The organism is Marinifilum fragile, from assembly GCF_963677365.1.
GTDB classification, from domain to species: Bacteria; Bacteroidota; Bacteroidia; order Bacteroidales; family Marinifilaceae; genus Marinifilum; species Marinifilum fragile.
Genome location: NZ_OY781962.1, coordinates 1,675,305 through 1,701,594, shown reverse-complemented (window position 1 = coordinate 1,701,594; position 26,290 = coordinate 1,675,305). Strand labels below are relative to the sequence as shown.

Below are 26,290 nucleotides of genomic sequence, written 5' to 3'. Positions count from 1 at the left end.
TTTTTTGCAATTCTAAAAGCCTGTAAATCTAGGGGGTGTAGGCCGATTGTATTAATGCGTGATAAATTGCCTTTTGAGTGTTAAGAGTTTTTGCTATATTTAGTTAGATATGTAGATAAAAAGTCTTACTCACACCTAATGATGTACAATTATTTAAAATTTGAAAAGAGAGATAGAATAGGGATTCTAACTCTTGATCGTCCTAAAGCCTTAAATGCCCTAAACGAAGAGGTTTTTAAGGAATTAACTTGCTTTTTGGAAGGCGAGGATGTGAATAACATTCGAGTACTGATCATTACCGGAGAAGGCAAAGCCTTTATTGCCGGAGCTGATATCAAAGCCATGCAGGAATACTCTCCACAAAATGCCTACGATTTTTCTGAAACAGGCAAACGAGTATTCGATTTGATTGCGAATCTGGAAATTCCGGTTATTGCAGCCATCAATGGATTTGCCCTTGGGGGAGGGTTGGAATTGGCATTAGCCTGCGATATTAGAGTTGCCAGTGAAAAAGCTCGCTTGGGTTTGCCTGAGGTCAACTTGGGATTGATTCCTGGATTCAATGGAACGCAACGTTTGCCAAGATTGGTAGGAGCTGGTAATGCCATGTATTTAATGATGCTCGGAGAAGGAATAACTGCTCAGGAAGCTTACAACCTGGGAGTTGTTCAGAAACTATCAGAACCAGATCAGGTTCTGGAAGATACCATAAAACTTGCTGAAAAGATTGCGGATAAAAGTCCGAATGCATTGCGCCTTGTAAAAGAGATGGTTCGCAATGGATTGGAAATGTGCAGCAAAGATGCTGGTAAAATGGAATCGAAGGAGTTTGGCAGGTTATTCAAGGAAGATCAGAAAGAACGTGAAGAAGGGGTTAATGCCTTTCTGGAGAAGCGTCAGCCTAATTGGTAACATTCAATTTTAGTGGGGAAGCTTATCTCTGTAAAGGAGATTTGTAGGTAGTGATGATGGGTTTTTTAAGTTGACTCAATTGGGTGAATTACACCATGAACTGATTAAGAAAATTAAATAAAACAATAAACGTATGGATTTAGTCCCTAAAATGAAAAATGTGAGTGTATTGGGAGCTGCTGGGAAAATGGGTAGCGGAATTCTGGTATTACTTTCATTCGAAATGGCCAAGTTGAAAATTGGCAAAAAATCAAACGAACAATTTGTGTTGAATGCGATTGATGTATCGCAGCCTGCTTTAGTGAATTTATTAGGCTATGTTAGATCGCAGTTGCTGAAACATGCAGAAAAGAATATTGTTGAACTTCGTGACTGGTATGCTGACAAGGAAAACCTTGTTGACAATGAGGATGTGATCAATCAATTTGTTGAAGATGTGATGGCTATGATTCAAACATCTACCAGAATTGAAACCACTTACGAATCAAATCTAATTTTTGAGGCAATTAAGGAAGATAAAGATTTGAAGGTTAAATTGTTCTCTCAAATCAAGCAAAATAATCCTGATGCATGGTTCCTTACCAATACCTCTTCCATTCCGATTGGAGAAATTGAAAAAGAAGCTGGCCTGAATGGAGATATCGTTGGATATCATTTCTATAATCCTCCTGTAATTCAGAAATTATTGGAAATCATCAAGTGTGATAATACGGGAGATGAACTGAATGAATTCTCGATAGAATTGGCAAAATCGATGCGCAAAATCATTGTTCCATCGAGAGATGTTGCAGGTTTTATTGGTAATGGTCATTTTATGCGTGATGCTTTGTATGCTCTAAACCAAGCTGAGAAATTGGCAGAAACTGAAGGATGGGCAAAAGCTTTCTTCATGATCGATACCATTAGTAGAGATTTATTGGTTCGACCAATGGGTATCTTCCAATTGATCGACTACGTGGGAGTGGATGTTACCAAATTTATTTTGGCCAGCATGCAGCCTTCTTTCCCAAATGAAACCCTATCGCATGATGTATTAAACGAGTTGTTTGATAGAGAAGTAAAAGGTGGACAGTATGCCGACGGATCACAGAAGGATGGTGTTTTCAAATATCAGAAAGGCAGAATCACACACGTATATGATTTTGGTGCTGGTAAATATGTTTCTAAAGAAGATATTGAAATGGATTGTGCAGCAAAAATGGGAGAGTTGCCAACATTGAAAATCTACTGGAAAACAGTTGTGAGAGATAAGAATAAGGCTGAGTATTTGGAGAAATTCTTCAAAGAACTTCATCAGATTGATAGTGTAGGCGCAAACCTTGCAGTAGCATATGGTCAGAACTCTAAAGCAATTGGTCAAATGCTTGTTGATACAGAGGTAGCTGCTTCAGCGGAGGATGTAAATACAGTATTGGAAACAGGATTTTTCCATGCTTATGGGCCCATTAACGATTATTTCTAAAAGAACTAACAAACACAACAATGAAAGCTTTACGCAAAAAAGTATATATGGTAGCTGGTTACAATACCGTTTCAATGGGAACCGGCCGAAAAGAGTTTCACCCGAAAAAGCCACGTCCGGATCTGGAACATTATATCAAGGAAGCTGGACAAGCTACACTGAAAATGATTGGCGGTGCTGAAAATGTAGATGAAGGAGTGATTGGAAACTTCATGGCATCTCGTTTTAACAAGCAGGCCAATTTACCAGCATTTTTACCAATGATTGATGAAGGTTTGAAGTACAAACCAGCCATTAGTGTTGAAGGTGCTTGTGCTTCGGGAGGCTTGGCTTTGGCTAGTGGAATCAAGTCGATCTTAGCCGAAACTGCTGATGTTGTTTTGGCTGTTGGTTTTGAGGTTCAGAATACCATGAAAGCCATGTATGGTGCCGATGTGTTGGCAGGTGCTGGCTGGATGAAAACCAGAAAAGATGGTCATGCTTATTTCTTCCCAGGCGTATTTAGTAAGAGAGCAGGAGCTTATTACGAAAAGTTTGGAAAAGAAAAGACCAGAGAAGCTATGGCAAAGTGGTATTGCAATGCCATTGAAAATGCACGTTTGTGCGAAACTGCTCAGGAATTCCATAATCAAAACAAAGATTTGGAAGGAACAGCTAAAATGCCTTTGAATCCTAAAAAGTTTGTGGATCATTTGAATTATTCTGACTGTTCCAAAGTTTCTGATGGTGCATCTGCCATTGCAATTGTATCAGAAGAAGGTTTGAAGAAAGTAGGAATTGATCCAAAGGATGCAGTTGAAGTTGTTGGTATAGGGCAAGCTGCTGCTGATATCACCCAGGAACCTGAGAATATGACATGTTTGTCTACCATGAAAGTTGCTGCAGCCAAAGCAATGGAAATGGCTGGTATTACGGTGGATCAGATAGGAACTGTTGAAGTACATGATTGTTTCTCGATTGCTGGTATCATGGGGGCCGAAGCCATTGGTTTTGCAGAAGAAGGCAAAGGTGTAGATTTTGTATTGGAAGGACATACATCACGTTGTGGTAAGGTGCCATTTAATACAACAGGTGGCCTTATTGGTTGGGGGCATCCAACAGGAGCTACAGGTGTGCATCAGGCGGTTACCATTTGGGAACAATTAACTGGCAAAGCTGGTGATGCTCAAATTGAAATGAAAGAAGACAGACCTTACGGGATGACCGTAAATATGGGAGGAGATGATAAATCTCTTGTTGTAATTGTATACAAGAGAGGAGAGTAGGAATTAAATTGATTAGAATGAAATAGAAATAATTAAATGAGCTAATAGCGATATGCTAAAAGCTATTGGCTCATTTTATCACACCTAAAAACAAACATTATGAATTTTGAATTCACCGAAGAACAATTGATGATTCGAGATGCGGCTCGCGATTTTGCTCAAAGAGAATTGTTACCAGGAGTAATTGAACGCGATGAAAAAGCAATTTATCCAACTGAGCAAGTAAAAAAGCTAGGAGAACTTGGTTTTCTGGGTATGCTTGTGGGACTTGATTATGATGGAGGAGGAATGGATACCATTTCTTACGTTTTGGCAATGGAAGAAATTTCTAAAATCGATTCTTCGGTTTCAGTAATCATGTCGGTGAACAATTCATTGGTTTGTTGGGGGGTTGAAAAGTATGGAACTGAGGAGCAGAAGCAGAAATATTTAAAACCAATGGCTCGAGGAGAGAAGATTGGTGCTTTTCTTTTATCAGAACCGGAAGCAGGATCGGATGCTACATCTCAGCGAACAACTGCTGTTGATATGGGTGATCATTATTTGGTAAATGGAACAAAAAATTGGATTACAAGTGGAAAATCTGCCTCTACATATATTGTAATCGCTCAAACACATCCTGAATTAAAGCACAGGGGAATTAATGCTTTAATTGTGGAAGCTGATTCGGAAGGAATATCGGTTGGACCACATGAAAATAAAATGGGAATGCGTGCATCCGACACTCATTCGGTAATGTTCAACAATGTAAAAGTGCCAAAGGAGAATTTACTGGGAGAAGAAGGATTTGGATTCAAGTTCGCAATGAAATCACTTGAAGGAGGAAGAATTGGGATCGCATCTCAGGCATTGGGAATTGCTTCGGGAGCGTATGAGTTGGCATTGAAATATGCTCAGGAAAGAAAAACATTCGGAAAAGAAATAATAAAACATCAAGCAATTGCCTTCAAATTAGCAGATATGGCTACGGAGATTGAAGCTGCTCGTTTTTTCTGTTTAAAAGCTGCATGGTTAAAAGATCAGGGAAAACCTTATGGGCAAGCGAGTGCGATGGCTAAATTATATGCTGCAGAAACAGCAATGAAAGTCACTACAGAAGCAGTTCAGATTCATGGTGGCTATGGCTATGTAAAGGAATATCATGTTGAAAGATTAATGAGAGATGCCAAGTTAACGCAGATCTATGAAGGGACTTCAGAAATTCAAAAGATTGTAATTTCGAGAGGATTGGTTGATTAAAAATTTGAAAGAATAAAAGAGAAAGGAATCTTGTATTTCGCTTCTCTTGTCTCATATAAAAAAAGTCGCTTATGAAAATATTAGTATGTATAAGTAATGTTCCAGATACGACCACCAAAGTTAAATTTAAAGAAGGAGACAGCTTGTTTGATGACACTGGTGTACAGTGGATCATTAACCCTTGGGATGAGTTGGCCTTAACCCGCGCCATGGAACTAAAGGAAGATACTGGAAATTCAGTAAATGAAATTTGTGTTATCCATGTTGGTGGAGCAAGTGCCGACGCAACGCTAAGAAAAGCTTTGGCTATTGGGGCCGATAAAGCAGTAAGAATTGATGCATGTCCGGCAGATGCTTATCATGTAGCGGGCCAGATTGCGGAATATCTAAAAGAGAACCCTTTTGATATCATATTTAGTGGTATTGAATCGAGTGATTACAATGGTTCTTCTGTTGGTGCCATGATCGCTGAGTTTATGGATTATCCGGGGATTTCATCCGTTACTTCAGTGAATTTGGATGATGATGACATTCAGGTAAACAGGGCAATTCCTGGTGGAAAGCAAGTATTAAAAACTGAAACTCCATTTGTAGCAGTTGTGCAGAAAGGGATTGCAAAAGAACCAAGAATTCCATCTATGCGTGGCATTATGATGGCGCGTAAGAAACCTCTGGAGGTCAAACCAGCTGTAGAACTGGAAGTGTTAACTGAATCGATAAAGTTTGAATTGCCACCGGCAAAAGGAGCATGTAAAATGATTGATTCAGAATCGGCAGAACAACTAGTTGAACTGCTAAAGAATGAAGCAAAAGTGCTTTAATTGAAATAAAGAAATATGTATGAGAATGAAGTGTAGTAAAGTTAGCGTCTCTTTCTCAAATCTAAAACTAAGTAATAACATTTAAAACTTAGCCTATGTCTGTAATTGCATTTGCCAAGAATTGGAATGGGAAATTTAAGAATTCCACCTTTGAATTGGTCTCATATACAAAAGCTTTAGCTAATCAGCTAAATACAAATATGGTGGTTCTTTCTATTGGAGAGGTTGCCGAAGAAGAATTGAAATTATTAGGGAATTATGGTGCAGACAAAGTTCTCACTGTCAGTAATCCGCAATTAAATACATTAACCAGTAGAGCTTACGCTGATATTGTTGCAAAGGCAGCTAATTCAGTAGGAGCTGAGGTAATTGTGTTGTCTGACAACAACAGTGGAAAAGCAATTGCTCCGAGAGTTTCGGTTAAATTAAAAGCAGGTCATGTGGCTGCAGTTCAAGAATTGCCGCTTTCTTTAGATCCATTTGTGGTGAAGAAAAGTGTTTTCTCTGGGAAAGCATTTGGGCATATACAAATCAAGTCTGATAAAAAGATACTCACTATTGCTAAAAACTGTTTTGGTTTGGTGGCAAATCCTTGTGATGTAGCCATTGAAGAGTTTGCAGTAGATATTGATACAAACTTGTTTAAAGTAAAGATTATTCAAGAGGAAGAACAAAAAGATAAAGTGATTCTTTCTGATGCTGATATTGTTGTTTCGGCAGGTAGGGGTATGCGAAGCCCTGAAAATTGGGCTCCAGTGGAAGAACTGGCTGAAGTATTGGGGGCTGCAACTGCTTGTTCTCGCCCAGTTTCTGATGAAGGATGGCGTGGACATGAAGAGCATGTTGGACAAACAGGTAAGGTAATTGCTCCGAATCTATATATCGCAGCAGGTATTTCTGGTGCAATTCAACATGTTGCAGGTATTAGCCGAAGCAAGTGTATTGTGGCGATTAATACAGACCCTGAGGCACCGATATTTAGTGTGGCCGATTATGGTATTGTTGGAGATGTGATGGATGTATTACCAAGATTAACGGAGGCTTTTAGGAATTCAAAATCATAATAAAGACTAACTCTACAAAACAATGACAAAACAGATCCTCTTCATTATTTCATTGGCAATAACCTTGGGTGTTTTTGCCTGGTCGGTGAAACGATTATGGGCTTTTTTTAAACTCACAAAGCCTTCGTATCCGATTAAAAACATTGGTGCCAGAATTTCTCATACTTTGGATGTGGCTTTTGGGCAAACCAAAATTTTCAGAAAACCTGTGATTGGTTTAATGCACGCATTGGTATTTTGGGGCTTTTTGGTTATCACCCTTGGAAGTATTGAAATTGTGATTGATGGGGTGTTTGGCTTGGAGCGATCATTTTCATTTACTGGCTGGTTTTACGATTTTGTGATGGCTTCTGGAGATATATTTGCATTGCTGATTATCATCTTTATAAAAGCATTCAGCTTAAGAAGAAGTATTTTCCGCATTAAGCGATTTACAGGAGTTGAGATGTCATCCAAATCCTATTGGGATGCTCAAATTGCACTTACCTTTATTGGATTTCTGATGCTATCGTTGTTAGCATTTAATGTAGGATACATTAGCAATCATCCTAATGGATACGAAGGAGTTTATCCGGTATCAGCAGTAATTGTAAACCTGGTTAATATGGATTTGGGTTGGTTACAGGAGCCTGGCTGGTGGATACATATTCTACTGATTTTTGCGTTTGCAAACTATCTTCCTTACTCTAAGCATTTTCATGTATTCCTTTCGGTTCCGAATGTATTTCTTGCCAATCTTGAACCACTTACCAAATATCCTAATCTGGAAAGCATTACCAAAGAAGTTAAGTTAATGCTAGATCCTGAAGCGGCTTATGATGAAAGTGAAGAAGTAGCTAGGTTTGGTGTTAAGGATGTTGAGGATGTAAGCTGGAAAAATTACATGGATTCCTTGGCTTGCACGCAATGTGGTAGGTGTACGGATGTTTGTCCGGCCAATATTACGGGTAAACTTTTATCGCCTAGAAAAATATTTGTGGATTTGCGTAAACGAATGGATGAAAAAGGTCCGATAGCGATAAAAGGAGAGGATGATGGTAAATCGTTGTTAAGGGATTACATTACAGAGGAAGAACTATGGGCATGTACAACTTGTAATGCATGTGCTCAGGAATGTCCAATTGATATCAGTCATCCGAATTTGATTATGGATATGAGAAGATATCTGGTGATGGAAGAAGCAGCAGCGCCTGCAGAATTGAATGCAATGTTTACGAATATTGAAAACAATGGTGCACCGTGGCAATTTTCTCCTGAAGATCGCCTGAAATGGACAGAAGGATAGAATATTCAATGATATTACTGTAGAGACGCAAGGCCTTGCGTCTCTACCATAAAATATAAATAGAATGACAGATAAAAAACTACATGTACCAGTAATGTCCGACTTGGCGGCTAATGGAGAAAAGCCGGAATATCTATATTGGGTTGGATGTGCAGGTGCTTTTGATGATAGATATCAAAAAGTGGCACGGGCATTTGCCAAAATTTTAAATCACCTTGAGGTGAGCTATGCTGTTTTGGGGAAGGAAGAAAGTTGTACCGGAGATGCTGCTAAACGTGCAGGCAATGAAATGCTTTTTCAGATGCAAGCCATGCAAAATATTGAGGTTTTAAACGGGTACGAAGTGGATAAAATCATTTGTACTTGTCCGCATTGTTACAACACGCTCAAGAATGAGTATCCTGAATTAGGAGGGAATTACAATGTGATCAATTATACTGTGTTTTTGGATGAAATGATTCAAGCTGGAAAGTTGAAATTGGAAAATAATCCATTTAAGGGAGAATCCATTACTTATCATGATCCTTGCTATTTGGGAAGAGGAAATAAGATTTACGATGCTCCTAGAAATGTGGTCAAGGCCGTTTTTGGTGACGTGAAAGAATTGAAGAGATCCAAAAGTTTTGGCTTGTGTTGTGGCGCTGGTGGAGCGCAAATGTTTAAAGAGGCGGAAAAAGGAGATAAGGAAGTAAACATAGAACGAACTGAGGAAATTATTGAAAGAAAAGTTGATAAGGTGGCATCGGCCTGTCCGTTTTGTATGACAATGCTTACCGATGGAATCAAACTAAAGAATAAGGAATCTGAACTTCAGAATTTAGATGTTGCTGAAATTATAGAGAAGGCACTCGAATTATAGAAATTAAGAATCATGAACACACCTGCTACATACAAATTGAAAAATGCTGTACGAATAGTAACTGCTACCTCTTTATTTGATGGACATGATGCTTCTATTAACATCATGCGTAGAATTATTCAGGCCTCTGGTGCCGAAGTAATTCATCTAGGACACAATCGCTCCGCAGAAGAGATTGTGGATTGTGCCATTCAGGAAGATGCGCAGGCAATTGCAATCAGCTCTTATCAAGGGGGACATATTGAGTTTTTCAAGTATATGTATGATTTATTGCAGGAGAAAAATGCAGGACACATTCAGATATTTGGTGGTGGTGGTGGTGTAATTCTACCTGAAGAGATTAAGGAGTTGGAAGCCTATGGTATTGCAGGTCTGTATTCTCCGGATGATGGTCGTAACCTTGGGCTTCAAGGCATGATAAATGAAGTGCTTCAGAAAGCAGATTATGCCTTGAATCGTATCAATTTGAGTGGTACAGAAAAGATTGATTTTTCTGATGTTAATACATTGGCTAGATTAATTAGTTTAGCTGAACATGATGAGATTCAGGATTCTGATTTGTACCTCAAATTAAAGAATAATGCCACAATTCATCACACTCCGGTTGTTGGAATAACAGGAACAGGTGGTGCAGGAAAATCATCCTTAACTGATGAATTGATTAGAAGGTTCCAGATTGATTATCCCAATTTGAGATTGGCAATTCTCTCCGTTGATCCATCGCGAAAGAAAAGCGGCGGAGCTTTATTGGGAGATAGAATTAGAATGAATGCCATTCACAATTCCAATGTTTACTTGAGATCTTTGGCAACAAGACGAGCAAATTTGGCCTTATCAAAACATGTGGATGATGCCTTGATGATTATGAAAGCGGCTAGTTTCGATTGTATTTTTTTAGAGAGTTCAGGCATTGGGCAGTCGGATACCGAAATTGTAGATTACAGCGATGTGAAGTTGTATGTGATGACGCCGGAATTTGGAGCAGCAACCCAATTGGAAAAGATTGATATGCTAGATTTTGCAGATTTGGTTGCCATCAATAAATTTGACAAACAAGGAGCTCAGGATGCATTGAGAGATGTAAAAAAGCAATATCAACGAAATCACATGCTCTTTGATCAGGATCCCGAAGAAATGCCGGTATTTGGAACTGTTGCATCGCAATTTAATGATCATGGGGTTAACGAATTGTACCATGCTTTAATCAATTTTCTTGGCAAACAGGGAGTAAAGCAGTTTGAGATAAACGGAAAGCCTTTACTGGAGGCAAGTAAGAAGATTGAGATTGTTCCTCCTTCCAGAATTCGTTACTTATCTGATATTTCAGAGACTGTTAGAAGATACAACAGAAAAGTTGAAGATCAGGCTGATATTGCTGATCAGTTGTATGCTTTAAGAAAGTCTTCTGATTTGGTAGATGATGAGATTGCCCAAAAGTCAATCAAGAAAGAGTTTGAAAAACTTGCAAAGGATTTTAAGCATCAGGATATTGTTGATGGTTGGGAGGAAAAAGTAAAAAGATACAAGGAAGATGTTTTTACATATAAAGTAAGAGGCAAGGAAATTTGTGTGGATACCCACATCAAAACTTTATCTCACAACAGAATACCAAAGATTGTTTTGCCCAATTATAAAAGCTGGGGCGATATTGTAAAGTGGAGTTTAAAGGAAAATGTTCCTGGTGAATTTCCGTATGCAGCAGGAGTATTTCCTTTTAAGCGGGAAGGAGAAGATCCAACCAGAATGTTTGCTGGCGAAGGCGCTCCGGAACGTACCAATAAGCGATTCCATTATCTGGCAAAAGGACAACCTGCGGTTCGCTTATCAACGGCATTCGATTCTGTAACTTTATATGGAGCAGATCCAGATATTAGACCAGATATTTACGGAAAAGTGGGGAATTCGGGAGTTTCTATTGCTTCCTTGGATGATGCCAAAAAACTCTATTCAGGTTTTGATCTGGTAGATCCTAAAACTTCGGTGTCCATGACCATTAATGGTCCAGCTCCAATGTTAGTTGGATACTTTATGAATGTTGCCATTGATCAGCAATGTGAGAAATATATTCTTGAAAATGGATTGGAAGATGAGGTTGAGGCTAAAATTCAAGAAATCTATAAAGAAAAGGAGAGAGTCAAATATATTGGAGATCTGCCGGAAGGCAATAATGGATTAGGATTGATGTTACTTGGGGTAACAGGAGATCAGGTGCTTCCAAAAGAGGTTTACGAGAAGATAAAAACGGAAACCATTTGTAGAGTTCGTGGTACTGTACAGGCTGATATGTTGAAAGAAGATCAGGCCCAAAATACTTGTATTTTCTCTATTGATTTTGCCTTGAAGATGATGGGTGATATTCAGGAGTATTTCATACAGAATCAGGTTAGGAATTTTTATTCAGTTTCGATTTCAGGATATCACATTGCCGAAGCAGGGGCGAATCCAATTAGTCAGTTGGCATTTACCTTGGCAAACGGATTTACCTTGGTTGAATACTACATTTCGAGAGGAATGAATGTAGATGATTTTGCGCCCAACTTGTCTTTTTTCTTCTCGAATGGAATGGACCCAGAATATACAGTAATTGGTCGTGTTGCCCGAATTATTTGGGCTAAAGCCATGAAGTACTTGTACAAGGCCAACGAGCGTTCTCAAAAGTTGAAATATCACATTCAAACTTCAGGAAGGTCTTTGCATGCGCAGGAAATCGAGTTTAACGATATTCGTACAACATTACAGGCATTGACTGGTATCTACGACAATTGCAACTCGCTCCACACCAACGCTTACGACGAGGCAATAACGACTCCAACTGAAGAATCAGTTCGAAGAGCAATGGCCATTCAATTGATCATTAACAATGAATTGGGATTGGCTAAGAATCAAAATCCATTGCAGGGAGCATTTATTATTGATGAATTAACAGAATTGGTGGAAGAGGCAGTGATGATGGAATTTGATCGACTTACTGAGAGAGGTGGAGTTTTAGGAGCCATGGAAACCATGTATCAGCGAAGTAAAATTCAATCGGAATCCTTGCATTATGAGAGTTTGAAACACAATGGAAAGCTACCAATTATTGGTGTAAACACCTTCTTAAGCTCTGAAGGTTCACCAACTGTTCAGCCAAAAGAAGTGATTCGTTCAGATAAATCTGAGAAAGAAAATCAGGTGAAATTCAAGGAAATGATTCAGGAGAATCATAAAGAGCAAGCAGAATTGGCTTTAAGTAAGTTAAAAGAGACTGCATTAAAGAATGAGAATATTTTTGCTGAATTAATGGAGGTATGTAAATATTGCACACTAGGGCAGATTACCAATGCCTTGTACGAAGTGGGCGGCCAATACAGACGAAATATGTAAATTATATATGTAGAGATGAAAGGTCTTGCGTCTCTACTATAAATCTATAATAAATTGAAAACAATAAAATCAAAAATAAACACCAAGTCCGAAGACTTTATTAAGAATAAAGAGTCTTATAATCTCTTGATGACTGAGTATCGAGATCGCTTAAACTCTGTGATAAATGGAGTAGATGAAAAAGCTCGGGAAAGACATTTGAAGAGAGGGAAATTATTGGTTCGTGACAGAATTGAGCTACTACTGGATAAGAATACGCCTTTTCTTGAGTTATCTGCAATGGCTGCATGCGATCAATATGACAATCAGTTTCCTTCGGCGGGAATTGTTACAGGAATTGGAATAGTTCATGCACGTGAATGCGTGATTGTAGCCAATGATGCTACGGTAAAAGGCGGAACTTACATTAAAGAAACCATTAAAAAACACATTCGTGCACAGGAAATCGCCATGGAGAATCATTTGCCATGTATCTATATGGTTGATTCAGGCGGAGTATTTCTTCCAGAGCAGTCGAAGGTGTTTCCCGACAAATATGACTTTGGTCGATTCTTTTTCAATCAATCTAAAATGTCAGCTAAAGGTATTCCACAAATATCCATTGTAATGGGATCGTGTACTGCAGGAGGAGCTTATGTTCCTGCCATGAGTGACGAAACCATTATTGTGAAAGGACAAGGAACCATTTTTATTGGAGGGCCACCATTGGTAAAAGCTGCAACCGGTGAGGAAGTAAGTGCAGAGGAATTGGGTGGTGCTGAAATTCATACCTCTATTTCTGGTGTTGCTGATCATTTGGCAGAAAACGATCGACATGCCATTCAGATTTGTAGGGATATTTTTGAATCGATGCCAAAGGTGCAGAAATATCCTTTGGAAAGAAAAGATTTTAAGGAACCACAATATCCAGTCGAAGATTTGTATGGATTGGCTCCTCTGGATTTAAAAAAGCCAATAGATGCCAGAGAGTTAATCGCACGTATTGTTGATGATAGCTCTTTTCAGGAATTTAAAGAACGTTATGCTCCTACTATTGTTACCGGATTTGCAAAAATTATGGGTTATCCTGTTGGAATTATCGCTAATAATGGAATCATTTTTTCAGAAACTTCATTAAAAGCAGCACATTTTATCGAGTTGTGCAGCTTCCGTAAGATCCCTTTGGTATTTCTTCAGAATATCACAGGTTTTATGGTTGGTAAGGAGTATGAACACAAAGGAATAGCACGTGATGGAGCCAAAATGGTTCATGCAGTTGCCAATGCACAGGTTCCGAAGTTCACTGTTATAGTTGGAGGATCGTTTGGTGCAGGGAATTATGCCATGGCTGGTCGTGCGTACGAACCTCGCTTGTTATTCATGTGGCCAAATGCGAAAATATCAGTAATGGGAGGTGAACAAGCGGCTGGAGTATTGGTACAGGTGAAAGAACAACAGCTGAGGAAACAAGGGAAAGTATTTGATGATGAAGAAAGAATCACCTTGCGTGAAAAGATTCTAAAGAAATATGAGGAAGAAGGATCGGCATATTTCAGTACTTCAAGGTTGTGGGATGATGGAATTATCGATCCGGCAGATACGCGAAAGGTGCTTGCCATGGGAATTGCAGCATCTTTGAACAAAGATTTTGGAGAACCAGATTTTGGAGTATTTAGGATGTAGATTAAAAACAGGTTGTTATGATCTTCATTAACTCATTTACACATGAATTCAATCATTAAAACAATGAAACAATATCAAACCATAGAATTTAGCATCGATAATAAAATCGGAACGATTAGTTTGAATCGTCCAGATATTCACAATGCTTTCAACGAAAGTATGATTGCAGAGATTATCGATTGCTTTGAAGAAATAGAAAAATTGGATTACAATACAATACGAGTTGTAATTCTGCAAGGAATAGGCAAATCATTTTGTGCGGGTGCCGACTTGAACTGGATGAAAGGAGTGGCAAATTATTCCTACGATGAAAACTACCTGGAAAGTTACAAGCTGTCGATGTGTTTCAACGCCGTGTATTTGTGCAAGTTTCCAACCATTGCAATGGTTCATGGAGCTGCAATTGGAGGCGCAAATGGTCTACTGGCGGCTTGCGATTTTGTATTGGCTCACAAAAATACAGTTTTCTCTTTAAGCGAGGTGAAAATTGGAATTGTACCAGCTTGTATTTCTCCCTACGTGATAAAGCGTGTTGGTGAATACAAATCAAAAGAGTTGATGCTAACGGGGATGCGATTTAATGGAAAAGAGGCGCAAAAAGCAGGCTTGGCCAACTGGTCATTTGGAGAAAAAAAATTAAAAGCAAAGTTGGAAGATCTTATTTCCAAGCTAAAAACAAGTGGTCCTGTTGCTGTTTCAACATGCAAACAATTGATATATGATGTGGAAAATCAATGGACACATGAAGAAGCCATGGAGAATACAGCCAAAATGATAGCGGATTTGCGTCAATCGGAAGAAGGACAAGAAGGAATGAGTTCCTTTTTAGAGAAACGCAAACCAAATTGGACAGAGGACAATTAATATTTGTAGAGGCGCACGGCCGTGCGCCTCTACGAGAAAAATAAAATATGTATTACAAAAGAATATTAATAGCAAACCGTGGTGAGATTGCCTTAAGGGTGATAAAAACCGCAAAGAACCTGGGAATACACACTGTAGCGCTTTATTCAGAACAAGATAGAGATGCCGAACATGTATTGCAGGCCGATGAGGCTTTTCTTTTGAAAGGTGTTGGTTTGCATGAAACTTATTTGAACGCACAACAAATTGTTAACGTGGCTCACAAAGCAAAAGCGGATGCCATTCATCCCGGTTATGGATTCCTGGCTGAGAATGCAGAGTTTTCAAAGCTTTGTGCAGATTCAGGTATCGATTTTGTTGGTCCTGATGCAAAAGCCATTGAGCTCATGGGGAACAAGGTAAATGCGAGAGAGTTTGCCAAAACCATTGGAGTGCCTGTTCTGGAAGGTGTTATTGGCGATCAGCAAACATTATTGGCGGCAAGTAAGAATTTGAAATTTCCACTATTGATTAAGGCTGCAGCTGGAGGTGGTGGTAAAGGAATGCGCATTGTTCATGAGCCTAAGGATATGGAATCAGCCTTGGAATCAACATCGCGTGAAGCAGCAAGTTATTTTGGTGATGGAGCAGTATTGATTGAAAAATATATTGAAAATCCAAGACATATAGAGGTTCAGGTGTTGGCCGATAAACATGGGAATGTGATTCATTTATTTGAAAGGGAGTGTTCTATTCAAAGAAGATTCCAGAAAGTAATTGAGGAAGCACCTTCGCCAACACTAACACCTGGCTTAAGGCAGAAGATGGGCAAAACTGCCGTACTTCTTGCTCAGAAAATGAATTATAGCAACGCAGGTACAGTAGAGTTTCTGGTTGATGAGGACTTGAACTTCTATTTTCTGGAAATGAATACCAGAATTCAGGTGGAGCATCCGGTAACGGAAATGATTACAGGTATTGATTTGGTTGAGCAACAATTGTTGGTAGCGTCGGGTAGAAGCTTGCCATTGAAGCAGGATGAGGTGCAACTGAAAGGACATGCCATTGAGGCAAGAATTTATGCTGAAGATCCAGAAAAAGATTTCATTCCTTCGCCTGGAGAGATCAGTTTTTACAGTGCACCAAAATTGTTTGAAGGCAGGCTACGATTAGATTCGGCCATAACAGGTCCTTGTGTAGTTCATCCCGATTTTGATCCGATGATTGCCAAACTGGTGGTTTGGGATGAAAATCGCGACTTGGCCATTGAGCGTTTGCATTTGGCATTGCATGATTATCAAATACATGGTATCAAAAATAATATCATGTACCTGCATACACTTGTAAATACTGAATCATTTAAGCAAAACAAGATTTCAACTCATTTTTGCCAGTATCATGCTGATGAGTTGAATCAAATCATGTTAAAGGAAAAAGAAGATGTGCCTTCATTCCTGTTTCATATCAGTTTTGCTTTGTTTGAATTGTGTTCGAAAAAGTCTGATTCTGTATGGGACCAGATTGGTTATTGGCGTATGAATGGAACAAGGCTTCGTGTATTGGATGGTGAAAGCTTGGATGTTGAAATTCTGGAAAAAAATCCTTACCGAATAAAGATAGGAGAGTGCGATTATAGTTTGGAGAATCTTCAGATTGAAGAGAATTATATGACATTTGAATATGAAAGTGCTCGATATCGATTTTATCGATCGAAAAATTTAGAAGGCAAGAGTTTTGTGAGTTGTAGGGGAATTGTTCGTCAATTGGAGCGTTGGTCTGAGGTTCAAGCCAAACCTGGTGAATCATCGAATGATAATTCGGGAGCAATGGATGGAAGAATTCTATCACCAATGCCGGGAAAAATTGTGAAAGTGAAAGCAAAAGCAGGACAATTAGTTGCAAAGGGAGAGGTATTGGTTATTGTGGAAGCCATGAAGATGGAGAACAACATATTGGCACCTTTCGAAGGAAAAATTGAAAAGGTGTTTGTTGAGGAGGGTGAGCAGGTAAGGAATGAGACAGAACTGATTCGTTTATCAGCGAACTAGAAGTTTGCTTCGAAAGACGAAAAGGATAATTCGAAAAGCAGAGAGAATAATTCTACAAGAGCAAAGATTGGTTCAAGATACACTGTGAATAGTCTAGTGCGTTGGCAGGAGAATTCAGAAGACAGAGAGATTGATTCAGTAGGCTCGGTGTTCAATTCATAGGACACAAAGAAGAATTCTATCTGCATAAAAATTCATTCAGAAGGTTCGAAGATGAATTCAGTAGACTGGGATCTCGATTCAGACGGTATGAAGCTAAATTCAGCGAACTTGGAATTGAATTCAGCAGAGTTGAAACCTGATTCAGTAGACTTGAAGTTGAATTCAAAAGATTAGATAATCAGAAAGATAAACATAGAGGATGACTAAAAGCGGTCGAATAGATAAAAAATAGAATATTAAATATTAAAACATACCAAAATGAAAACCAAAATCAGAATTGCAAATGCCGGAGGTTTCTGGGGAGATGATTTGGGAGTATTACGCAGACAACTGGAAGGTGGCGAGGTAGATTATATCTCATCCGATTTTTTAGCTGAAGTTACCATGAGTATTCTTCGAAAACAGCAGCTAAAGAATGAAGCCTTGGGATATGTTACTGATTTTGTCGATCAGATTGTAGATGTGGCTGATTTGATGAAATCGAAAGGTGTTCGCATGATTACCAATGCCGGTGGTATCAATCCAATTGGATGTGCCAGAAAGATTTTATCGGAGCTTGAAAAGAAAGGAGTTTCCTTAAAAATTGCGGTGGTTGATGGCGACAATATCGTTGATCGTATAGATGAATTTTATCCGGCGAAAGCCAATTTTAAAAATATGGATTCGGGTGATGATTTCGAATCGATTATCCAGAACATTCAAAGTGCAAATGTGTACCTGGGTGTACCTCCTTTGTTAAAAGCTTTAGAAAGTGGAGCCGATTTGATTTTAGCAGGTCGTGTTACCGATACTTCGGTTACCATGGCGCCAATGATTTATGAATTGGGCTGGGAGCTGAACGATTGGGATAAACTGGCTGCAGGTTTGGTGGCTGGTCATATTATTGAGTGTGGAGCTCAGTCGACAGGAGGTAATTTTACTGATTGGGAAAAAGTGGAACGTTGGGATAATATGGGTTACCCAATAGTTGAAATGAAACAGAATGGTGATTTTACTGTCTATAAACATGAGAATACTGGTGGATTAATAAGTGTAGACACCATTCGGGAGCAATTGGTGTATGAAATGGGCAATCCCGATCAATATATCAGTCCTGATGTAGTAGCCGATTTTACCCATCTGAAGCTGGAGGAATTGGAAAGTAACAAAGTATTGGTAAGTGGAGCCAAAGGTTATCCGTCTACGCCTTACCTGAAAGTTTCAATGGCTTACGAGGATGGCTATAAAGCTACAAGTTCCATTGTGATTAGTGGAGGCAGAGTGCTGAATAAGGCTCAGGAGTTTGAAAAGATTTTCTGGGATCGATTGGATACCGATTTCTTGAAGAAAAATACTGAGTTTGTAGGATACAATGCCTGTCATCAGCATTTGGCCGATCATATTGATCCCAATGAGATCTTACTTCGATTATCGGTTTACGATACTGATGTGGCTAAAATAAGGGATTTTTCAATGAGTATTGCTCCTTTGATTTTGAGTGGACCTCCAGGAGTGGCAGTAACGGGCGGACGAGCCAGAATGCAACAGGTAATTACTTATTGGCCAACATTGATTCCTAAAGAATGTATCACATCAACCGTGCATGTGCTGAATGAACAGGGTGAAGTGATTGAATCTAATGACATTGGTTCGGTTTTGGGCTACGAAGAAGAGTTGACTTTTAAGGAAGCTAGCGAGCATACCGACTATATTAATCCAGCTTGGGAGGAAGATCGATTGATAACGGTTGCTTTGCGCGATATCTGTTTAGGCCGCTCTGGCGATAAGGGTGATACTGTAAATATTGGTGTTTTAGCTCGTTCAGAAGAGATTTATCAATACTTGAAACATGATTTGACTGCAGAAAAACTTTCCGAAATGTTTTTTGGAATGGTGAAAGGAAAAATACATCGATACGAAATAGATAATTTATTGGCATTAAATTTTCTGTTGGAAGAATCGCTTGATGGAGGAGGGACAAAATCCTTAATGATTGATGCTCAAGGGAAAACATTTGCAACGGCCCTTTTGAATCAAGAAATCATGATTCCAGAAAAATTGCTTTCGTCAATGATGAAGGTTGAATCACAAAAATAATTTGTGAAAGTACCTAATTGTATTGGGATAATTAAGAATTGTTATTAACTTAAATAGTGTAAAATATAACTAATGAAGACGACAAATATAAATAACTATGAGTCTTTACTTGGTTTTTATTAATTAGTACATAGAAAATGAATTTTGAATTAAACGAGGAACATAATATCATAAGAAAAGCTGTTCGCGACTTTGCGGAGCGCGAAATTAAGCCATTGGCAAAAGAGCTTGATGAGAAGGAGGAGTTTTCTTTTGAATTAACAAAGAAAATGGGAGAGATGGGATTGTTTGGAATGTTTCTTCCTGAAAAATATGGTGGACAAGATTCAGATTATCTTTCTTATATCATTGCTGTTGAAGAAATAGCAAGAGTTGATGGATCTCATGCAGCAACATTGGCTGCTCATAATTCTTTAGGAATTGGGCCATTGTATATGTTTGGAACCGAGGATCAGAAAATGAAGTATTTGCCATCGCTTTGTAGCGGTGAAGAGTTGTGGGCATTCGGACTGACAGAACCTGATGCAGGATCTGATTCTCGTGGATCAAAGACTTTTGCAAAGGACATTGGTGTGAATTGGGAAATTAACGGTTCCAAGATATTTATTACCAATGGATCTACTTCGATGTGTTCTGGAGTAACGGTTCAGGCTGTTACGGCTATTAATGGAGATGAAAAGGAGTTTTCAACTTTTATTGTAGAAAAGGATACTCCAGGATGGTCATCGAGAGCTATGCACGGAAAACTAATGTGGAGAGCTTCGGATACTGCTGAAATGTTTTTTGATACCTGTTGTATCCCCAAGGAAAATATGCTTGGGGAGCGTGGAATGGGATCGAAAATCATGTTGAATACATTGGATTCAGGGAGATTATCTATTGCTGCAATGGGATTAGGATTGGCTCAAGGTGCATTCGAAATGGCTTTACAATATTCGAAGGAAAGAAAGCAATTTGGAAAACCAATTGCAAAATTCCAATCCATTTCATTTAAGCTAGCTGATATGGCTACCAAAATTGAATTGGCAAGGAACCTATTATACAAAGCATGCTGGCTGAAAGACAATGGAAAACCTTTTGCCAAAGAGGCTGCAATGTCGAAATTGTATTGTTCCGAAATCGCCAAGGAAGTTGCAGATGAGGCGGTTCAAATTCATGGAGGATATGGATTGATGAAAGAATATCCGGTAGAACGTTTTTACAGAGATCAAAGATTGTTGCAAATCGGAGAAGGAACTTCTGAAATTCAACGATTGGTGATTTCAAGATACATAATGGATGAATAGAAAGAATTAATGAATACAAGCTGCAAATTCCTAACCATTTGTAGCTTGTTTAACCCAAAATACCAACAATATGAGTAGAGAACTAATTCTGGCATTGAATCCTAGAATGCAATTTACCCGAATTGCTGTATATAGGATGAATACGACTGTTTTTCTTAAGAAAATAAATCATAAACCTGAAGATTTTAATGGTTTCGATCGCTATGTTGATCAAGCTGCTTTGCGAGCAAAAATTATTCTGGATGAGCTAAGGAGCAATGATATTGCAGTTGAAGATATTGCAGTTGTTATAGGCCGTGGAGGTTTGCTTAAGCCGGTTAAATCTGGAGTTTACAAAGTAAATGATTCCATGGTAAACGATTTGGCAAATTGTAAGTATGGCGATGATGTTGTAAATCTTGGTGGACTTTTGGCCAATACAATTGCATCTGAGTTGACTAATGCTGATGCATTTATCGCTGATCCTGTTGTAGTAGACGAGCTAGAAGACATTGCTCGAATTACAGGGCGTCCTGAATTCAAAAAGAAATCTATCTTTCACGCATTGAATCAAAAAATTGCAGCACGAAAATATGCCAAGAGTGTTTACAAGGAATATGAAGAAATGAATGTAATTGTAGCACACTTGGGAGGGGGAATTAGTATTGGAGCTCACCGAAAAGGAAAAGTAATAGATGCTAACCAGGCTTATGATGGCGATGGACCATTTTCACCAATCCGTAGTGGAAGTTTGCCAATGGGCGATGTGATTAGGGAATGCTTCTCAGGAAAGTACACTCTAGAGGAAATATTAAATAAGCAAACTGGCCAGGGTGGATTGTTTGCTCATTTTAATACTTATAGCGGTTATGATGTCTGTAAAATGAGAGATGCAGGCGATACAAAAGCAACTGAAGTTTTGGCAGCAATGGCATATCAAGTTTCTAAATCAATTGCATCAATGTATGCAGTATTTGAGGATGAACCTGTTGATGCGATAATCATTACAGGAGGTATGGCAAAGGATGAGAAGTTTGTAAAAGCAATAAGGGCTCGTGTTGATAAAATTGCGCCTGTATCTATCCAGCCAGGAGCAGAGGTTCTTGGAGCACTTTCCTATTATGGTAAAATGATTCTTCGAAATGAAACAGAAATACTTGAATATTAAATAAAAAGAGCCGACACATGTCGGCTTTTTTTATGAAAGTCTTGAAATTATAAAGAATAATACCAATATTATCTCCAATTGGCATGTGGTAGTTAAGAATCATTTGGAATTCAAATTCAACATGCACAAAATCATACCATAACGAAAACTTTCATTGCTGTTGATGATTCTTATATCATCATGAAAGTTTATTTTAGAATAAATTTCTTTTTCCCATTAAGAATTTTAAGCATGAATGAGTGTTTAAATGCAAGGCGATAAAAATCGATTTACACAAGATAAAAGTCGATTATAATAACCTATTTCTCGTATTTTTAATGTAGTAAACCTCTTTATTCTATGGTGAAAATCTCGCTAAGCAATTATTGATAAGCTTTTTGCATTCATCTATATTTATTGATGATAAGAGTAGGGCTCTTATTCACTCTATCATAAACTAAAAAGTATTAACCTTATATTCATGAATTATGAAAAAAGCTCGTTTATTTTTTCAACTTGTCGGCGTTGGAATTTTTACAATTTCATTAATAATTGTCAGCTGTACTAAGGAAGGACCAATGGGACCAGCTGGTGCAGATGGTACAGATGGGGTTGACGGGGAAGATGGAAATTCTACCTGTATGGCCTGTCATAATACTACAACTAAAACAAATATTGAAGCACAGTTCTCCTTATCTGTTCATAGTGCAGGTTTGAATGCAGTAGATTATGCAGGAGGTAGAGCCTCATGTGCTGAATGTCACTCTCATCAAGGTTTTGTGCAATTTGCAACCACAGGAGATGTGACAGGTGATATAACTAATCCAACAGCATGGGAATGTGCTACTTGCCATGGATTACATGAAACAATGGGAGCAGGAGATTACGCTTTAAGGCTAAAAGATCCTGTTAATCCTATTTTTGATTCTTCTGTAACTATGGATTTAAATGGAAATTCTAATTTGTGTGCAAATTGTCACCAATCAAGAAGAGCAGAACCTGCTCTAACCAATCCGGGTGAAGATACATTTACAATTACAAGCGCGCATTGGGGACCACATCATGGTGCACAAGCAAACTCTGTATATGGTGTTGGTTTTGCTGAAATTGAAGGATCTGTTGAATATCCTGAAGCAGGATCATCATTCCATTTAAAGCAAGCTTCATGTACAGGATGTCACATGGCTGATTTTGATAATGACAGAGATGAGGGAGGTCATACATGGAATCCTTCTTTAGTAGCTTGTAATACTTGTCATGAGGCAAATGAAGAAGATTTCAACTATGGCGGAGTTAGATCTGATATTGCAGCAAAATTAGATATCTTACGTGATGAATTACTAAGATTAGGTGTTCTTGAGTATGTAGAAGCAGATGAAGCCTATGAACCAGTACCTGGTACTTATCCAACAGTTCAGGCACGTGCTTTCTTTAATTGGGTTGGCTTATCAGAAGATAGAAGTTTTGGAGCACATAATCCAAAATATATTCGTGCATTGCTTATTAATACAATTGAAAAGGTTCAGTTAGAACCAACTCCTGGAGTTTAATCTAAATTTGATCAATATAAAAAGAGGGTGTCCTACATTAGTAGGACACCCTCTTAATTTTTATTCTATCACTTGAACTTAGGCTTTAATTTCCTCAACCTTAAATTTCAATTTTTCAATAGCTTTCTTTAAGTTTTCCTTGTTTGTTTTGTCAGCCTTATAAGTAATAGTCACTTTCTGGGCTTTAAAATCAACATCTAATTTCTTAACACCTTTCTCGAAAGGAATATTTTTTTCAATCTTACCTGCACATCCCATGCAATCCATTTCTACTTTGAAAACAACGGTTTCAACTTTTTTGTCGATGTTATTTGCTGCGTAAGATAAAGTTGATGTAATTACAATGCTTAATACTAATAGAGTACTTTTGAAAATTTTAGATAAATTCTTCATTTGTTTAATTTTTATTGGTTTAGATATATTAGTGTTTGTTTATTCAATTGTTAATCGTAATCCTATATAGAATTTTCTTTCCTGGATTGGTCCCCATATCATCGAAGCATCGAAATATTCTCCAAAAGGATCAGTAGCACCAATTATAGGATTCTTTTGTGTATAGTTGCCAATGTTTTCAGCTCCCACATATATTTCCCAAATTTTAAATCTCTTTGTGACCTGAGCATTCATTAATGCATAAACAGGAGATTTATCGCGTCTTTGGTACTGTTCAGGATTCGCACCTGTTGAAGGAATTCTCATATCACCATTAAACTGTGTTGTGAAATCGAATTGCCATTTGTTAAAGTTTGTAGCATAGGATGTTGTAATCAAACCCTTAAATCGATTTACATATGGTACCTTTTGGAATTGGTTATTAATGTCAGCTTTTACATCAGAAAAACGAATTGCTGTTGTTACATCAAATCTGTCGATAGGAGCAAACTTTAATTCAACCTGATAGTTGTTTGCCCATGATTTGCCATCAAGATTATAGAATCTTACTTTATCAACGCTATTGTCTAAATCTGTAATGATCTGATTGTCGAATACGGTTCTATAAAAATCAGCCGAAAGCGTAAACCCTCTTTCAAATAAATCAAAATATTGAGTTAAGCTTAAGCCAAAGTTCCATGCTTTTTCTTGTTTGAGATCTTCAGCAATTTCCAAAGATCTGCTAGATGCTAATAAAAAGCTGTTTTCAGCAATTGGATTTGATGTTCTTCTACCACTACCAACAGCCAAACGTGCTGTAGTTTTTGGAGCAAATTGATATCTAAAATGCAAACGGGGAGTCACAAAACCACCATAGATATTGTGATCATCGTAACGTAATCCGGTTTGTAATGTAATGTTATCATTTGGTAGCCAAGTGTATTCCATGTAAGCACCAACAACTTTTTCAGTTCTGTCTGTTCCAAGGTTATCTATACTTAAATGATCTTTAAAATCATCGTAAACATAGGATAAACCAGCAGTATATTTATGCTTTAAATTACCGATATATGATTGAAATAGCAGATTTGCATAGAAGTACTTTTGTTCTGCATCGTAATTTCTTAGACCATAAAATGAGTTTTGCTCATGAGATGCAAAGTTTGTGATTAAGGCAACACTTTTGTCATCATCATTTGGCATGATATAACCAAATTTCGCAAAAGCTTCGTACCTTCTGGTATCAATATTAATGCGATAAGCGTTGTTCAAATCATTGGGTTGATCCTTTTTAAATCCTTTTTGACCACCAATTCTTTGTTCATCAATAAACTTGGCACCGAACTGTACTTTAAAAAATTCACTAGCGTCCCAGTTCCAACGATTAATGAAATTGTACTGAGTTACCATGGGATCATCTAGAAAATGATCATGATTGTGATCAATTTCTCTATCATTATCTTGTCCATGAGTTAAAATGGCCGTACTAAGCTTAGGTGATAATTTAGCAGAAGCTATCATGTTTACTTCTGCCATACCCATGCTGTTTGCAAAAGTATTTAAATAGAATTTTGGAGCGGTTTGTGGTCTCTGATAATTGATATTAATTTGACCAGTAATTGATTCATAACCGTTGATTACTGAACCCACACCTTTCGAAACCTGAATGGATTCCATCCATGGCCCAGGAACATATACCATACCATAAACAGAAGCTAATCCTTTAAAATTTGGATTCTTTTCTGTCATCATTTCAATGTATTTTCCTGTCAAACCCAAAAGTTTAATCGACTTAGCACCCGTTGCAGCATCTGCATAAGAGACATCAACAGAGGCATTGGTTTCGAAGCTTTCCGAAAGATTACAACAGGCTGCTTTACAAAGTTCAGCTCCTGTTATACTTTGTGATTGAATAGGATTGTCTCTATCCAAAATGGTTCCAAGTTTTCTTTCAGAAACAATAACTTCTTTCAATTCAATATTTGGATCTAATTCAATTAATAAGTCTTGATTCTTATAATCATCAATATGGATTTCTTTGGTTTTATAACCAACGAACTGAACTACCAATGTTTTTGAATCATTTAATACATCAATTGTGAAATTACCATCCATATTGGCAGCGGTACCAACGCTTGTGTTTTTCCAAAATACTGATGCTCCCGCTAAAGGAATTTGTTCTCCTGAATTTTGTTTTTCTACAATTTTACCCTTAATAACAGTATTTTTTGCCATTGACAAAAAGGGTACAATTAAGAGGATTAGTGTTATTATTTTAATCTTCATGATAAAAATAAATTAATACAATACAGCTTCAAATTGTACACAATACAACTTGATCTATTTTATTAGTTTAGAATTTATTGCACGCGAATGTTACACAACGATAGTTTTGAACATCATTATGTATTTTTAATTTTGATGATTATGGAATCAACACAGGAAAGTGCACAACTTACACCTGTCAACTTGAATATAGTCATCAGGATAATCATCAACATAACCACTTTTTGTAATGGTAGTAATTGAATTTGAAGCTGTGTATAATGCATTTTCGAAAAGAAGCAAAGTCTCAATGACTATAGGAGCTTTACTTGTTTCAGTTAAAGTAGTATTAGGATCGGTTTTTAGATAAACCAGATTGTAATCACAGCAAAGAAGAGAACCAAGCTCTGAAATTTTATGATGTTTTTTATCGTGATCATGTTGATCACAGCAACATTTACAGTCGACACTGTCAATACAATCAGCATCTACGGTAAAATGAATTTCGGAATGCTCGCAAGAAAAACAACTGTGCTTTATAAAGTGCACACCACAAAATCCTATTAGGTAAAATCCTAAAAGAAGCAATGTGATTATATTTCGAAGCATTTTTTTCATTTTCCGGATGTA

At 37.8% G+C, this 26,290-nt stretch carries 20 protein-coding genes; 17 read left to right on the top strand and 3 right to left on the bottom strand.

Going from position 1 to position 26,290, the window contains the following annotated elements:
• Positions 1–138 precede the first annotated feature (138 nt).
• The 17 genes from ACKPCA_RS06660 (at position 139) to ACKPCA_RS06580 (ending at position 23,023) form a co-directional block, all read left to right on the top strand.
• Positions 139–912, top strand: a complete 774-nt coding sequence (locus tag ACKPCA_RS06660; protein WP_321282059.1) for an enoyl-CoA hydratase/isomerase family protein — start codon at positions 139–141, stop codon at positions 910–912.
• A 133-nt stretch (positions 913–1,045) separates the two neighbouring features.
• Positions 1,046–2,374 (top strand): 3-hydroxyacyl-CoA dehydrogenase family protein, encoded by a 1,329-nt coding sequence (locus tag ACKPCA_RS06655; RefSeq protein WP_321282058.1) that lies wholly within the window; start codon positions 1,046–1,048, stop codon positions 2,372–2,374.
• A gap of 20 nt (positions 2,375–2,394) precedes the next feature.
• Positions 2,395–3,639, top strand: coding sequence for a thiolase C-terminal domain-containing protein (locus ACKPCA_RS06650; protein WP_321282056.1), 1,245 nt, complete (start codon positions 2,395–2,397; stop codon positions 3,637–3,639).
• Positions 3,640–3,738: 99 nt separating this feature from the next.
• Positions 3,739–4,878: an acyl-CoA dehydrogenase gene (locus ACKPCA_RS06645; RefSeq protein WP_054722682.1), complete on the top strand. Its 1,140-nt coding sequence runs from the start codon at positions 3,739–3,741 to the stop codon at positions 4,876–4,878.
• Between the two features lie 71 nt (positions 4,879–4,949).
• Positions 4,950–5,699, top strand: coding sequence for an electron transfer flavoprotein subunit beta/FixA family protein (locus ACKPCA_RS06640; protein ID WP_321282055.1), 750 nt, complete (start codon positions 4,950–4,952; stop codon positions 5,697–5,699).
• Positions 5,700–5,794: 95 nt separating this feature from the next.
• Entirely contained in the window at positions 5,795–6,763 is a 969-nt protein-coding gene (locus ACKPCA_RS06635; RefSeq protein WP_321282054.1) for an electron transfer flavoprotein subunit alpha/FixB family protein, read from the top strand.
• 22 nt (positions 6,764–6,785) lie between these two features.
• Positions 6,786–8,048 (top strand): 4Fe-4S dicluster domain-containing protein, encoded by a 1,263-nt coding sequence (locus ACKPCA_RS06630; RefSeq protein ID WP_321282053.1) that lies wholly within the window; start codon positions 6,786–6,788, stop codon positions 8,046–8,048.
• Between the two features lie 64 nt (positions 8,049–8,112).
• Complete coding sequence (locus ACKPCA_RS06625) at positions 8,113–8,907, top strand: (Fe-S)-binding protein (RefSeq protein ID WP_321282052.1); 795 nt, start codon at positions 8,113–8,115, stop codon at positions 8,905–8,907.
• 12 nt (positions 8,908–8,919) lie between these two features.
• Entirely contained in the window at positions 8,920–12,270 is a 3,351-nt protein-coding gene (locus ACKPCA_RS06620; protein ID WP_321282051.1) for a methylmalonyl-CoA mutase family protein, read from the top strand.
• Positions 12,271–12,324: 54 nt separating this feature from the next.
• Entirely contained in the window at positions 12,325–13,932 is a 1,608-nt protein-coding gene (locus tag ACKPCA_RS06615) for a carboxyl transferase domain-containing protein (protein WP_321282050.1), read from the top strand.
• Positions 13,933–13,995: 63 nt separating this feature from the next.
• The gene (locus ACKPCA_RS06610; protein WP_321282049.1) at positions 13,996–14,796 is read left to right on the top strand and encodes an enoyl-CoA hydratase-related protein; all 801 of its coding nucleotides are present in this window, start codon (positions 13,996–13,998) and stop codon (positions 14,794–14,796) included.
• A 47-nt stretch (positions 14,797–14,843) separates the two neighbouring features.
• The gene (locus ACKPCA_RS06605) at positions 14,844–16,823 is read left to right on the top strand and encodes an ATP-binding protein (RefSeq protein WP_321282048.1); all 1,980 of its coding nucleotides are present in this window, start codon (positions 14,844–14,846) and stop codon (positions 16,821–16,823) included.
• A gap of 213 nt (positions 16,824–17,036) precedes the next feature.
• The gene (locus ACKPCA_RS06600) at positions 17,037–17,159 is read left to right on the top strand and encodes a hypothetical protein (protein ID WP_262493546.1); all 123 of its coding nucleotides are present in this window, start codon (positions 17,037–17,039) and stop codon (positions 17,157–17,159) included.
• An 84-nt stretch (positions 17,160–17,243) separates the two neighbouring features.
• Positions 17,244–19,061 (top strand): acyclic terpene utilization AtuA family protein, encoded by a 1,818-nt coding sequence (locus ACKPCA_RS06595; protein WP_321282047.1) that lies wholly within the window; start codon positions 17,244–17,246, stop codon positions 19,059–19,061.
• Positions 19,062–19,198: 137 nt separating this feature from the next.
• Positions 19,199–20,347, top strand: a complete 1,149-nt coding sequence (locus ACKPCA_RS06590; protein WP_321282046.1) for an acyl-CoA dehydrogenase family protein — start codon at positions 19,199–19,201, stop codon at positions 20,345–20,347.
• Between the two features lie 70 nt (positions 20,348–20,417).
• The gene (buk, locus tag ACKPCA_RS06585; protein ID WP_321282045.1) at positions 20,418–21,494 is read left to right on the top strand and encodes a butyrate kinase; all 1,077 of its coding nucleotides are present in this window, start codon (positions 20,418–20,420) and stop codon (positions 21,492–21,494) included.
• 467 nt (positions 21,495–21,961) lie between these two features.
• Positions 21,962–23,023: a hypothetical protein gene (locus ACKPCA_RS06580; protein WP_321282044.1), complete on the top strand. Its 1,062-nt coding sequence runs from the start codon at positions 21,962–21,964 to the stop codon at positions 23,021–23,023.
• Positions 23,024–23,101: 78 nt separating this feature from the next.
• Here ACKPCA_RS06580 and ACKPCA_RS06575 read toward each other — a convergent pair whose 3' ends face one another.
• The 3 genes from ACKPCA_RS06575 to ACKPCA_RS06565 all read right to left on the bottom strand — a co-directional run bounded on the left by ACKPCA_RS06575 (position 23,102) and on the right by ACKPCA_RS06565 (position 26,269).
• Positions 23,102–23,416, bottom strand: coding sequence for a heavy-metal-associated domain-containing protein (locus tag ACKPCA_RS06575; RefSeq protein WP_321282043.1), 315 nt, complete (start codon positions 23,414–23,416; stop codon positions 23,102–23,104).
• Positions 23,417–23,455: 39 nt separating this feature from the next.
• Positions 23,456–25,681, bottom strand: coding sequence for a TonB-dependent receptor (locus ACKPCA_RS06570; protein WP_321282042.1), 2,226 nt, complete (start codon positions 25,679–25,681; stop codon positions 23,456–23,458).
• A gap of 147 nt (positions 25,682–25,828) precedes the next feature.
• Entirely contained in the window at positions 25,829–26,269 is a 441-nt protein-coding gene (locus ACKPCA_RS06565; protein WP_321282040.1) for a hypothetical protein, read from the bottom strand.
• Positions 26,270–26,290: the final 21 nt, after the last annotated feature.

What these genes read in the sequence shown, in the direction of transcription:
- ACKPCA_RS06610 (WP_321282049.1), top strand. Translation starts at nt 13,996, where the DNA reads ATGAAACAATATCAAACCATAGAATTTAGCATCGATAATAAAATCGGA.
- ACKPCA_RS06640 (WP_321282055.1), top strand. Translation starts at nt 4,950, where the DNA reads ATGAAAATATTAGTATGTATAAGTAATGTTCCAGATACGACCACCAAA.
- buk (WP_321282045.1), top strand. Translation starts at nt 20,418, where the DNA reads ATGAGTAGAGAACTAATTCTGGCATTGAATCCTAGAATGCAATTTACC.
- ACKPCA_RS06645 (WP_054722682.1), top strand. Translation starts at nt 3,739, where the DNA reads ATGAATTTTGAATTCACCGAAGAACAATTGATGATTCGAGATGCGGCT.
- ACKPCA_RS06625 (WP_321282052.1), top strand. Translation starts at nt 8,113, where the DNA reads ATGACAGATAAAAAACTACATGTACCAGTAATGTCCGACTTGGCGGCT.
- ACKPCA_RS06600 (WP_262493546.1), top strand. Translation starts at nt 17,037, where the DNA reads ATGAATTCAGTAGACTGGGATCTCGATTCAGACGGTATGAAGCTAAAT.
- ACKPCA_RS06575 (WP_321282043.1), bottom strand. Translation starts at nt 23,416, where the DNA reads ATGAAGAATTTATCTAAAATTTTCAAAAGTACTCTATTAGTATTAAGC.
- ACKPCA_RS06620 (WP_321282051.1), top strand. Translation starts at nt 8,920, where the DNA reads ATGAACACACCTGCTACATACAAATTGAAAAATGCTGTACGAATAGTA.
- ACKPCA_RS06590 (WP_321282046.1), top strand. Translation starts at nt 19,199, where the DNA reads ATGAATTTTGAATTAAACGAGGAACATAATATCATAAGAAAAGCTGTT.
- ACKPCA_RS06655 (WP_321282058.1), top strand. Translation starts at nt 1,046, where the DNA reads ATGGATTTAGTCCCTAAAATGAAAAATGTGAGTGTATTGGGAGCTGCT.
- ACKPCA_RS06605 (WP_321282048.1), top strand. Translation starts at nt 14,844, where the DNA reads ATGTATTACAAAAGAATATTAATAGCAAACCGTGGTGAGATTGCCTTA.
- ACKPCA_RS06650 (WP_321282056.1), top strand. Translation starts at nt 2,395, where the DNA reads ATGAAAGCTTTACGCAAAAAAGTATATATGGTAGCTGGTTACAATACC.
- ACKPCA_RS06630 (WP_321282053.1), top strand. Translation starts at nt 6,786, where the DNA reads ATGACAAAACAGATCCTCTTCATTATTTCATTGGCAATAACCTTGGGT.
- ACKPCA_RS06565 (WP_321282040.1), bottom strand. Translation starts at nt 26,269, where the DNA reads ATGCTTCGAAATATAATCACATTGCTTCTTTTAGGATTTTACCTAATA.
- ACKPCA_RS06580 (WP_321282044.1), top strand. Translation starts at nt 21,962, where the DNA reads ATGAAAAAAGCTCGTTTATTTTTTCAACTTGTCGGCGTTGGAATTTTT.
- ACKPCA_RS06570 (WP_321282042.1), bottom strand. Translation starts at nt 25,681, where the DNA reads ATGAAGATTAAAATAATAACACTAATCCTCTTAATTGTACCCTTTTTG.
- ACKPCA_RS06595 (WP_321282047.1), top strand. Translation starts at nt 17,244, where the DNA reads ATGAAAACCAAAATCAGAATTGCAAATGCCGGAGGTTTCTGGGGAGAT.
- ACKPCA_RS06635 (WP_321282054.1), top strand. Translation starts at nt 5,795, where the DNA reads ATGTCTGTAATTGCATTTGCCAAGAATTGGAATGGGAAATTTAAGAAT.
- ACKPCA_RS06660 (WP_321282059.1), top strand. Translation starts at nt 139, where the DNA reads ATGATGTACAATTATTTAAAATTTGAAAAGAGAGATAGAATAGGGATT.